Source organism: Rhizorhabdus sp. P4_G6, from assembly GCF_056401045.1.
In genome coordinates, this window is record NZ_JBFUKC010000037.1 from 1 (window position 1) to 11,418 (window position 11,418).

Genomic DNA, 11,418 nt, shown 5'->3' on the forward strand with positions numbered 1-11,418 from the left:
GGAAGCCGGCAAGGAGATCGCCACCCGCCCGTTCCAGCTGGTCACCGGCCGCAACTGGCGCGGCACCGCGTTCGGCGGCGCCAAGGGCCGGACCGATGTGCCGAAGATCGTCGACATGTACATGGCCGGCAAGATCGAGATCGACCCGATGATCACACACGTCATGGGTCTCGAGGACATCAACAAGGGCTTCGACCTCATGCACGCCGGCGAAAGCATCCGCAGCGTGGTGGTTTTTTGATTTTTGGTTGAGATGATTATCGATAGAGAAAGGGAATATTATCATGGCTGATCCGGTTATCTCTGGTGACGACGTCTTCTCTCACGCCTGTCTCGGCGCGAAGGACCTTGCCGTTTCGACCGCCTTCTACGATGCCGCGCTCGCGCCGCTTGGTATCAATAACATGGGGCCTTTCGGTGAGACCGTGGTGCTCTACGGCAAGACCAAGCCGGCCTTGCTGGTGCTGAAGCCGGGCAACGGTGAGGCACCGTCAGGCAACGGCGTAACGATTGGCTTTGCCGCAGCCTCGCCTGCCGAAGTGGACGCTTTCCATGCCGCTGGCCTCGCCGCAGGTGGCACCTGCGAAGGCGCGCCGGGTGCGCGCGGACACCTGCCGGGTGCCTATGCCGCTTACCTGCGCGATCCTGCGGGCAACAAGATCTGCTCGTACACGTTCGTCTGACCGACTGCACATGGAGCAGGTCAGCGCCAACCGCAGCTACGGCGGGACGCAAAGCGTCTATACCCATYAGAGCGTGTCAACCGGCACGCCGATGACCTTCTCGATTTTCGTCCCGGACCATGCGTCCGGGACGAAATTGCCGGTCCTATGGTATCTGTCGGGGTTGACGTGTACTCATGCGAACGTCACCGAAAAGGGCGAGTTTCGCGCTGCCTGCGCCGAGCACGGGATTATCTTCGTCGCGCCTGATACAAGCCCGCGCGGCGAGGACGTACCTGACGACGAAGCTTACGATTTCGGCAAGGGCGCCGGCTTTTACGTGAACGCCACTCAGGCCCCTTGGTCGCGCCACTTTCGCATGCGCGACTACATCGAAAACGAACTGCCCGAACTGGTCGCGGCAAACTTCGCAGTCGACATGGCACGGCAAGGCATCACCGGCCATTCGATGGGCGGACACGGCGCCCTCACCATTGCATTGCGCAACCCTGGACGGTTCAGATCGGTCAGCGCCTTTGCCCCAATAGTGAGTCCGCTTGCCTGCCCATGGGGCGAAAAAGCACTAAGCGGCTATATCGGCGCGGATCGCGCAAACTGGCGCGAATACGACGCATGCGCATTGATCGAGCAGGGCGCGCGTCTGCCGGATATATTGGTCGACCAAGGTGGCGCCGACCCGTTTCTCGAAGAGCAATTGAAAACCCAACTTCTGATCGAAGCCTGCGATAAGGCTGGGCAACCGTCCACAATCCGAATGCAGCCGGGTTATGACCACTCGTATTATTTCATTTCGACTTTCATGCCTGAGCATATCGCTTGGCACAGCGCTCGATTGGGGGGCGCCGCCACAGAAAATCAGTTAGCTTAGACGTTTCGCATTGGTCCAAAACAGTCTTATAGCGTAATTATTGTCACGGCGTACATTCCGGCATTCATCCGCCGAGCCGAAGGCCAGCGCAGCTCTCCCGGACACTCGACCATTGGGCCTACATAAACCGGGTTACGCTGGACTTCAGCCGTCCCGGCAAGCCTACCGACGACGCCGTTGCGGAGGCCTTCAACGCCGGCTCCGCGACGAGTGCCAGAACACGCATTGGTTCTTGTCATTGGACGACGCCAGGACAAGATCGAGGCGTGGCGGACGGGCTTCATCGAGAGCCGACCTCACACATCCCTCGTGTTCATGACGCTTGCCGAATTTGCCTCATCGGCCGAGGTTAACTCCGGCCAATGAGGCGTCGGACCTCTCGCGCTGGACGCCGGCAAATCCGGGACAGGGTCAGTGGAAATATCCTATTTCGGCACTATTTTCCGAAACTCGCGGCCTCGGACTACGGGTGAAAATATTCGATTTTCGGACCCAAAGGCACGATGCCGGTCGGGTTGATTGTCGAGTGGCTCTGAAAATAGTGTCCCTTTATGTGCTGGATGTTCACGGTCTTCGCAACGCCGGGCAACTGATAAATCTCACGCGTATAGCGCCACAGGTTCGGGTAATCGACGATGCGGCGCAGATTGCATTTGAAGTGACTGAAGTAGACCGGATCAAAGCGGATCAGGGTGGGGAACAGACGGATGTCAGCCTCGGTCAACGGTTCGCCCAGCAGGAAACGCCGTGACGACAGTCGTTCTTCAAGCCAGTCCAACGTCTCGAAAAGCGATTCAAACGCTTCGGCATAGGCTTCCTGGCTGGTGGCAAACCCTGCACGGTAAACGCCGTTATTCACCGTATCGTAGATCCGCCGGTTGAGCGCATCGATCTCCGGCTGCAACGGCTCCGGGTAGTAATCGCCCGGACTGGCTCCAACCTGGTCGAAGGCAGAACCCAGCATGCGCAGGATTTCGGACGACTCGTTGTTGACGACTTTACCCGTCAGCTTGTCCCATAGAATCGGGACTGTCACTGAACCTGTATAGTTCGGATCGTCAGCGGTATATATTTCCCGGAGGAACAGCGCACCATTTACCGGATCCGGAACCACCCCCGGGCCATCGGCAAAGGTCCATCCCTCCTCGCGCATCAGCCAGTTGACCACGGAAACCGATACCATTTCCTCCAGCCTCTTGAGCGCTCGCATGATGAGGGTGCGGTGCGCCCAAGGGCATGCAAGGCTGACGTACAAGTGATATCGGCCAGGCTCGGCAGCAAAGCCTGCGCGCCCGCTTGGCCCGGCACCGCCGTCGGGCGTGACCCAATGGCGATATATGCTGTCCTTGCGCACGAAACGACCGCCCGTGGACGAAGTGTCGTACCATTGCTGGTGCCAGACTCCGTCGATCATCAATCCCATGTCAATCTCCGATATAGCGGGATTACGACCTGTTCGGCCTTTCTCTCGCCTGGCGGATCAGCCGACGAGCAATTCAAAGCCCGATCGCTGCGATCCCGGCGGCGGCGCACTTTTCGTCGTTGTCACTGAGATCGCCTGTGACACCGACCGCGCCGATCGTCTCCCCGCCGGACTGGATTAGCAGACCGCCAGCCGCAGGAATGATGCCCTCTGGGTTGAGGCCAGCGGCGGCACTGATGAAGGTTGGCCGGTCTATCGCCATCTCCCCTATCGTCCGCGACGAGACACCGAGCGCCAGCGCCCCCGAAGCCTTTCCGATGGCGATCTTGGGTCGCAAGTTCGACGACGTGTCCTCGCGCGCGAAGGCGACAAGATGGCCGCCGGCGTCGAGCACAGCTACGCTGAGCGGTTTAAGGTCGAGTCTGCGGCCTTCCTTGAGCGCTGCCGTGACAATTGCTCCGGCCTGTTCGAGAGTGACATTTGCCATTAAAGATACTCCTGATGATGTTGCCGCCGGAGAACATTCGGCCGAGGGGCGAGCCTGTTTCCGCTTGTCCCGGCTCTGATTTCTCCAATTGCTCCGGTAATCTTGCGCTGCGCGAGACGCCGCTCAAGTGTCGCTGCGGCCTGGACCCTGATGACATGGGATTGGCCCAAGACTTCGGGCGAGCCGGTCCAGGCCCCGCCAATGAAAACACTGATCGTTCATGAGGGACGCATCCCTTAAAGACAGACCCATTGAAGACATCCTATCAGAGCATAAGGCTCAAGGGCTGCTCGATGAGCGTCTTGAACGCGGCCAGATATCGCGCGCCGACAGCGCCATCGACGGCCCGGTGATCCACGGACAATGTGCAGGACATAACCGTAGCGGGCACGCAAGCGTCGCCCCGGACGACAGGCCGGCGCTCGGCGGCCCCCACCGCCAGGATGCAGCTTTGCGGCGGATTGATGATCGCGGAAAAGGCCCGCACGCCGAACATGCCCAGATTGGAAATCGTGAAGCTTCCGCCCTGATATTCCGCGGGTTGCAACCGGCCTGCGCGGGCGCGCTCCGCCAGCACCTTCACGTCCGCGGAAATGGCGGCGAGGCCTTTCCGGTCCGCCTGGCTGACGATGGGCGTTATCAAGCCGCCATCGGTCGCGACCGCAACCGAGATATCGACGTCGTGGAAATGGAGGATCGCATCCTCGGTCCAAGCCGTATTCGCTTCCGGGACCTGGCGAAGCGCCAGCGCGGCAGCCTTGATCACGAAGTCGTTGACCGAAAGCCTGTACCGCCCCTCGCCTTGCGAATTGAGCGTTTCGCGCAAATCGAGAAGCGCATCGATCTCGCAATCCGCCTCCAGGTAGAAATGCGGGATCGTCGATTTCGCTTCGGTCAGCCGGCGGGCGATCACCTTCCTGATGTTGGTCAGCGGTATTTCGTCATGCGGCTGATCCACCGATCCCGCCCGCCGTGCCGGTGGCGGAACCGGCGATGGCGCCGGATCGGCGGTCGTGAAGGCGTGGGACGGCTCCGGCCGCGGTGCGGCGGCGGCCTCTATGTCCACCCGCACGACGCGGCCTCGTGGCCCGCTGCCTTTCAGACCTTCGATCGCCACGCCCTTCTCCACCGCAAGTCTGCGCGCGAGAGGGGAGGAGAGGCTTCGGCGACGCCCATCTGCATCGATGGACGGTCCCGCCGCGGCGGGCGCCTGCGCCTGCGCCTGGACGGAAGGCGACTGGATGGGTGTCTGCGGGACAGGCGCGTCCCTGTCTTCCGCGAGCTCGCCCGCATCGACGCCCAGATCGTCCACCTGTTCGCCGTCGACCAGCAGCAGGGCAATCGGAGCATTGACGGCAACCGTCGTCCCGTCGCCGGCGACGATCCTGCCGATCGTACCGGCGCGCTCAGCCTCCAGTTCCATGGTCGCCTTGTCGGTTTCGATCTCGGCGATGATTTCGCCGGCGGCTACCGTATCGCCTACGGATTTCAGCCAGCGCGCGATGGTCGCTTCTTCCATGCCGGCAGAGAGGGCCGGCATCACGATCTTATGTGGCATTGCTGCTCCCCGCTTTCAGACCAGTGGCCGACCCTGGACGGCCATTGCCAGGCGCAAGCCCGCCTCGATCTCGGCCTCTCCGGCACAGGCCGCGGCTTCCAGGACCTTCGAAATGCTCGGCGACGCTTCGCTGCCGTGCACGCGCTGGACCGGCTGGTCGAGCATGTCGAAACAGCGGTTCTGGATTTCGGCGGCGAGCCAGCCGCCATAGGACGTGCCGATCGCCCCCTGCTCCACAATCAGGACATTGCCTGTCTTGTCGATAGACTCTTCGATCAAGGCCCAGTCTATCCCCGCGCGATCCAGGCTCCGCAGGTCGATCACATCGGCATCGACGCCCAGTCTTTCGACCGCGTCCTGCACCGGGCGGACCATCGCCAGATAGGTCAGGACGGTCAGGTGCCGACCGGTCCGCACCCGCTTCGCCTTGCCCAGCGGGATGAAATAGTCGAGATCGCCCGCCGGCGCGGGGCCCTTGCTGTTATACAGGTCGACATGCTCGAGAACCAGCACCGGGTCCTTGCATCGCAGCGCGCTGTTCATCAGGCCCACATAGTCATAAGGGGTGGACGCGGCGACGATCCGCCAGCCCGGTGCCGTGGCGAAGATGCCGGCCGGGTCCATCGAGTGCTGCGAACCGTAGCCGGTGCCCATGGCCACCTTGGTGCGAAGCACCAGGGGCACTTCGCCATCCCCGCCGAACATGTGACGCGCCTTGCCGATCTGGTTGAACACCTGGTCCGCCGCCACCCACATGAAATCGGGATACATGAACTCGACGACCGGCACGTAGCGGCCATCCATGGCGATGCCGCCGGCCAAGCCCACGAACGCGTTCTCGGCGATCGGCGTGCCCAGCACCCGGTCGGGAAAGCTGGTCGACAATCCGCGCGTGGCGCCGTTCGTGCCGCCCTTCAGGCGGTGGACATCCTCGCCCATCACGACGATGCCATCATCCTCGCGCATGCGCCGTTCCATGACGTCGGCCACGACATCGACGAAGCGCCTGTCTTCGATCTTGCCGGCAAACTCCTCCTGCTCCACGAAGCGGGCATCCTGCAGTTCCGACAGGTCGCCCCGCATTCCGAAATCGCGGAAATCGGGTGAAGGCCACAGCGACGGGACAATGCGCCGCTTCCCCTCGTGCTCCTCGATCAGGCCGCCTGCGATCTCGTCCATCAGCGCCGCCGCGCGGGACCGCAGCGAAGCAACCTGGTCCTCTCCGATCAACTGGCGAGCCGCCATTTCCGCCGCGACCCGGTCGATGGGATCGCGCGCGCGCCAGGCCTTTTCCTCTTCCTTGGTTCGGTATCCGAAGGCGCTGCCGGGCAGCGGCCCATTCTGGTGGAAATAGCGATAGACGTCGACCTCGATAATGGTCGGGCCTTCGCCCGCACGCATCGCCTTCACCGCCGCTTGCGATGCGAGATAGACGGCGAGCGGATCCATTCCGTCGACTTTCCAGGCGGGAATGCCGAAGGCCAGCCCGCGCGAGGACAGCCTCGGCTCGGCGGTGGCCTCCTCTACCGTGGTCGAGACCGCGTACCGGTTGTTCTCGATGAAGAAGCACAGCGGCAGCTTCCATGCAGCCGCCAGGTTCATCGTTTCCAGCACGGATCCGATATTGACCGCGCCGTCGCCGAAGTAGGTGAAGGCAACGTCGCCGGTGCCGGCGCGCTTGTGGGCCCAGGCCGCCCCCGCCGCCGCCGGAACACCGCCACCGACGATCGCGTTCGTGCCGAGATTGCCCGATTCCGCCCAGCGCAGGTGCATCGAGCCGCCCCGACCCTTGCAATAACCGCGCGCCAGGCCGAGGATTTCTGACATCGTGAGATCGGCGATGGTCCGCACATCGTCCCCGAACGGGGCCGAAGAGGACAACCCCTGGGGCGCGACATAATGCAGCGCCTTGGCCAGAAACTGGTGGTGTGCGCGGTGCGAGCCATTGATCTGGTCGGAGCCGCGCATGGCGAGAACCGATCCCACCGCTCCACCTTCCTGACCCACAGCGGAATGGGCCGGGCCGTGGACGAGGCCCTGGCCCGCCAGTTCCAGCACCTTCTCCTCAAAGGCGCGGATCAGGACCATCGACGTCAGCATCGAATCGAGCACGCCAGGGTCGGCGGCTGCCCAAGCGGCGGAATTGGTCGCTAGCGACACCCACGGGGCGCGCGGCTGCAGATGTTCGATAGTGGTGGCTTTCACGGTCAATCCTGTCCCGGTCGTTTCGCGTTGACCCCAACCACGCCGGGTGGCAAATGTCAACTATTGGATCCAATAATCGTGTTTTCTGCTTGACCAGGCGGCAATTTATTCACATTTTGGCACATATGGCATCCAATCGGAGATATGTATGGAGCAGAACCCCGGCCTGCCCGGCTTGAGGGGCGTCGAGCATATCGGGTTCACCGTGCCGGACATCGAAGCGGCGACCCGCTTCTTCGTCGACGTGATCGGTTGCGAATATGTCTACTCGCTCGGGCCGTTCGAGGATGCCGAGGGGGACTGGATGGTTCGCCACCTCAACGTTCCGGCCCGCTCGCGCGTGCGGGAACTGCGCTTCTTCCGCTGCGGTTTCGGCCCGAACTTCGAGATCTTCGAATATGACGGGGACGACCGCAACATGGTACCGCCGCGCAATTGCGACGTCGGCGGCCACCATCTCGCCTTCTACGTCGACGACTTCGATCGCGCGCTAGCCTATCTGCGATTGCATGGACTGCGCATCCTGGGCGAGCCAACCTTCCGCACCACCGGGCCAAGCGCGGGGCAGACCTGGGTCTATTTCCTCACGCCGTGGGATATGCAACTGGAGCTGGTCAGCTTCCCCGGGGGCAAAGGCTACGAGTCGACCACGACCCGCCGCCTGTGGCATCCCGCCCACCCGGCCAGTTGAGGAGTCGAGACGATCGCCAATACCGCGCCCGCCGAAGCGGGCACACACGAGACCTCGCTGGTCACCGATCGCGTCGAGGAAGGGATACGCGCACTGATTCTGGCGGGCGAATTGCCCCCCGGCAGCCGCATCGGCCAGGAAGAGCTGGCTGCCCGCTTTTCGGTAAGCAGGATTCCCGTGCGCGTCGCGCTCGGCCGTTTGGAGAGCGACGGGCTGGTCGTGCTGAAGCCGAGCAGCGGCGCCTGGGTGGCGAGGGTCGACCTCGCGGAATGCCTCGAGATCTACATGATCCGGGAACGGCTGGAGCCCCTGGCCCTGGCCCAATCCATCCCGAACATGACCGCCGAGCGTGTGAGCCAGCTGGAACGCCTGGTCGAGGACATGGCTGCCTCCCCCGATACCGCGACCTTCCTCAAGCTGGACCGGACGTTTCATCTGGCGGCCTATGCGGACGCGGAGATGAAGCAACTGCTCGCCATGATCGAGCGGTTCTGGAACACGACGCAGCATTATCGCCGCGCATTCACCACCCTGCTCGGTCGCGAACGCAACTGGATCATCCATGCTGAACACCGGCTGATCGTCGATGCGATCCGGCGGCGCGAGACCGAGAGCGCCGCGCAGCTGCTGACCGAGCATATCCGCCGCACCCGGTCCGAACTGGCGCAGTATGCCGATCTGTTCCCATCGCCCGAGGCTCCCCGTAAACGAGGCCGGAAGAGTGCATAGGCGCATATAAACGGCGCCCGGCGATCCGCCCCGGTGCGGGCTCCCCGAAGCCAAAGCGGGCTCGCCGGGACCCGGCGTGGAGCCGACCGGCGGCCACCGGCGAACACCGGCGGCCGCGAGCCTGGGTGCGGCTCAGCGCTCGACCAGCGCCAGCACGCGGCAAGGGCTGCCCGAACCTTCCTTGATCTTGAGCGGCGGCGTGATCAGCATCGCGCCAGTGGGAGGCAGGAGATGCAGGTTGTTAAGGCTTGACAGGCCGAACTTGTTGTTCCCGTGCATGTGGTAGTGACACGGCAGCGGTTCCGCGAAGGTGGAGGACTGCCCGGAATCTGTACCCACGGGTTCCGTTCCCACGCCGATAACGTCGCGCTCCTTCGCCAGGAACTTGGCAACCTCCGGGTGGTTGCCCGGCCAGTGACCGCCATCCTCGCGGACGTTAAGGAACTTGTCCGTATAGTTGCGGGACGCCCAGCCCGTACGGATCAGCGCCCATGAACCGGCGGGAATACGGCCATGTTCAGATTCCCACTTCTCGATGTCCTCGACGGTAGTGAGATAATCTTCGTGGACGCGATCGGTGACATCGATGACGCAGGCCGGCGCGATGAACCGCTTGACGGGAATCTTGTCAACCGAGCCATCTTCATAATGACGGCCCGAAATCCAGTGAATGGGCGCATCGAAGTGCGTCCCGGTATGTTCACCGCAGCTGAAGTTGTTCCAGTACCAGTCCGGCCCGCGCTCATCGAAGCGGGAAATCTCTTCCATACGGAAGGGCCACTGCTGATGATTGGGCTCGGGAAGCGGAATGATCGGGGTGCGTTCCTCAAGCGTGTGCGTAAGGTCGACGATCTCGACACTCCCCTCGGACAAAGCTTGGGCCAGTTGTTGCAGGATTGCCATCATTAATCTCCTTGGTAGCTATTCTGTCTCTCGAAATTCACGAGCGTTTTCGACGCCTGCTAAACTATTTCATTTTCCGAAATCGCGACCGCTTCATTGAGTGGCCGGGGGGCCACGTTAAGTCCAAGGTTGACCGCGGAAGAATGCTCGAAACTCGGCTTCAGGACCGTGGTGCGCAGGATCGGATAGATGATCATCGACAGGAACAAGGTCGTGACGGCCTCGACCGGTACGATCTTTGCCAAGACGTAGCGCGCGAGACAGACCGAAGCGATCAGAGTTACGACACCGGCCCAGTTGATGTTCTCCGGCTTCTCGGGAACGGTCTTCGTTTCCTTCCCCAGCCACGTCTTGACGACATAGAAGTCCGCCACGATGATGCCCGCGAAGGCCGTCACGATGACACCGAGGAACGTGACCCAGGCTTCGATCAGCTCGAGGATATGACCGTAGAGCATGAGAAGCGCGATGACGTTGGCCAATATGACAAAGGTCAGTCGACCCATCCTCAGGTTCAGCACATCGAACAGGTTGGAGAGGGAAAGGGACGCGCTGTAATTATTGAGAACCTGCGTCTTCCCCTGCGCTAGAACGAGAAGGATCGCACCGAACGCGCCGCCCAGCACGACAAATGCAGCCACGATGCTGTCGGGGTTTTGCAGAGACGCCTTCTGCGCAGCCTCCGTCGTCATTCCGACATGGTTGACATAGTAATCCACGAGCGCCGGTCCACCGGCATACATGATGATCCCGCCAACGCAGAGCATCAGCAGGACGGACAGCACTCCGAACGTGGTCGATACGCCGACATCGATCGAGCGACGGGCATATCTGCCAATATCGGCACCGAAAAGCGCCATGCCGCAGGCAGCTCCGAACAGGACGTTGATGGCAAAGATAAATTTGCCCATCTGGCTGCCTGCTCCCATCTGCTGCAATGCGTCCGGAGAGAATTGCGATCCGAACGAGAGCAGTTCGCCAACGGGCTGTTTGCCGCCGGATACCACGAGGTAGGTGATATAGGCCAACACCGCCAACGACAGGGTCAGCGTGACCGACGAAGCCTTGGCGATCAGCTTGAAGCCATACGACGTCAGCAGGATCCAGGTCAGCGTCATCAGGCCGTAGATGACGATGCGGGTCGTGACGGAGTCCGCGAGTTCGAAATAGAACACGAAGCCGCGATAGAGAAGGGCATTCTCAAGCGCGAGAAAGCCGATGATCATGAAAGAGAAAATGAGGGAAGCAATGATCGAACCGCGATGGCCGAAGGCGAAATAGCGCGACAGCACCGTGCTGGACAGGCCCGTGCGATAGGCGACATGGGCGCTTGCCCAGCTCAGCGGGATGCAGACCAACGCCACGACGCCGCCGGCCAGAAGCGCGAGTTTGAAGCCCGCCACAAAGGTCACCAGCGCACCGAAGAACAGCTGCACCAGGGAAACCACGACCCCCGCCGTGTTCCATGACAGGGCCAACCACCCTTGACGAGCGTCGTCCGGCACTCGTTCAAGTGCGTGGTCCTCGATGGTTTCCGAAAGACTTTCAGCGCTCATTGCCGAAGTCCTTTCGTCGGGTTGCTCACTTGCATCGAATACCCCTTCGCGGGCCGAGGTTGCTAAAGGAGCCTCGTAGGACCCGATCCATCGGCAAGGCCGTGTATCGGGCCGACACGTGGCAGGTCACTTCGCCGCATGCGCGGTCAGCTTGAGCGACTTGTAGCCGCGCAGGACATTGTTCGAAATGCGTTCAGCCTCGTGCAGTTCGAACCGTTCCACCCGAGGTATGAGTGCGGAAAGCAACGCAGAGATTTCCATCCGGGCGAGATTGGCGCCCATGCACATGTGGATGCCGTGGCCGAAGCCCAGCTG

Annotated in this window: 11 protein-coding genes and 2 pseudogenes; 6 read left to right on the forward strand and 7 right to left on the reverse strand. The window is 62.0% G+C overall.

Translation table 11 applies throughout. The annotated features are described in order from the left end of the window. The 4 genes and pseudogenes from AC1DPF_RS18370 to AC1DPF_RS18385 all read left to right on the forward strand — a co-directional run. Positions 1-241: pseudogene (locus AC1DPF_RS18370) on the forward strand (S-(hydroxymethyl)glutathione dehydrogenase); the annotation flags it as partial. Between the two features lie 43 nt (positions 242-284). Beyond that, positions 285-683 (forward strand): VOC family protein, encoded by a 399-nt coding sequence (locus AC1DPF_RS18375; RefSeq protein ID WP_477872961.1) that lies wholly within the window; start codon positions 285-287, stop codon positions 681-683. 10 nt (positions 684-693) lie between these two features. Further along, positions 694-1,551 carry an S-formylglutathione hydrolase gene (gene fghA / locus AC1DPF_RS18380; protein ID WP_477962809.1) on the forward strand — a complete coding sequence of 286 codons (858 nt, stop codon included), beginning with the start codon at positions 694-696 and terminating at the stop codon, positions 1,549-1,551. Positions 1,552-1,643: 92 nt separating this feature from the next. After that, positions 1,644-1,917: pseudogene (locus tag AC1DPF_RS18385) on the forward strand (integrase core domain-containing protein); the annotation flags it as partial. A gap of 97 nt (positions 1,918-2,014) precedes the next feature. Here the strand turns inward: AC1DPF_RS18385 and AC1DPF_RS18390 are convergent. From AC1DPF_RS18390 to AC1DPF_RS18405, 4 genes are all read right to left on the reverse strand, one after another. Next, positions 2,015-2,974 carry a glutathione S-transferase family protein gene (locus AC1DPF_RS18390; protein WP_477962811.1) on the reverse strand — a complete coding sequence of 320 codons (960 nt, stop codon included), beginning with the start codon at positions 2,972-2,974 and terminating at the stop codon, positions 2,015-2,017. A gap of 73 nt (positions 2,975-3,047) precedes the next feature. After that, positions 3,048-3,461 (reverse strand): GlcG/HbpS family heme-binding protein, encoded by a 414-nt coding sequence (locus AC1DPF_RS18395; RefSeq protein ID WP_477872955.1) that lies wholly within the window; start codon positions 3,459-3,461, stop codon positions 3,048-3,050. A gap of 265 nt (positions 3,462-3,726) precedes the next feature. Further along, entirely contained in the window at positions 3,727-5,019 is a 1,293-nt protein-coding gene (locus AC1DPF_RS18400) for a pyruvate dehydrogenase complex dihydrolipoamide acetyltransferase (protein WP_477962813.1), read from the reverse strand. 15 nt (positions 5,020-5,034) lie between these two features. After that, the gene (locus tag AC1DPF_RS18405; protein ID WP_477962815.1) at positions 5,035-7,224 is read right to left on the reverse strand and encodes an alpha-ketoacid dehydrogenase subunit alpha/beta; all 2,190 of its coding nucleotides are present in this window, start codon (positions 7,222-7,224) and stop codon (positions 5,035-5,037) included. Positions 7,225-7,372: 148 nt separating this feature from the next. Between AC1DPF_RS18405 and AC1DPF_RS18410 the strand changes: the two genes are divergently transcribed. Both AC1DPF_RS18410 and AC1DPF_RS18415 read left to right on the forward strand, forming a co-directional pair. Then, complete coding sequence (locus AC1DPF_RS18410) at positions 7,373-7,915, forward strand: VOC family protein (protein ID WP_477962817.1); 543 nt, start codon at positions 7,373-7,375, stop codon at positions 7,913-7,915. Between the two features lie 57 nt (positions 7,916-7,972). Further along, positions 7,973-8,644 (forward strand): GntR family transcriptional regulator, encoded by a 672-nt coding sequence (locus AC1DPF_RS18415; RefSeq protein ID WP_477962821.1) that lies wholly within the window; start codon positions 7,973-7,975, stop codon positions 8,642-8,644. A 132-nt stretch (positions 8,645-8,776) separates the two neighbouring features. Here the strand turns inward: AC1DPF_RS18415 and AC1DPF_RS18420 are convergent, their stop codons facing one another. The 3 genes from AC1DPF_RS18420 to AC1DPF_RS18430 form a co-directional block, all read right to left on the reverse strand. Then, positions 8,777-9,550: a cyclase family protein gene (locus AC1DPF_RS18420; protein WP_477872947.1), complete on the reverse strand. Its 774-nt coding sequence runs from the start codon at positions 9,548-9,550 to the stop codon at positions 8,777-8,779. A 56-nt stretch (positions 9,551-9,606) separates the two neighbouring features. Continuing rightward, complete coding sequence (locus tag AC1DPF_RS18425) at positions 9,607-11,103, reverse strand: purine-cytosine permease family protein (protein ID WP_477872945.1); 1,497 nt, start codon at positions 11,101-11,103, stop codon at positions 9,607-9,609. A 126-nt stretch (positions 11,104-11,229) separates the two neighbouring features. Beyond that, positions 11,230-11,418, reverse strand: a 189-nt coding sequence (locus tag AC1DPF_RS18430) for a cytochrome P450 (protein ID WP_477962819.1), incomplete at its 5' end; no start/stop codon positions are given.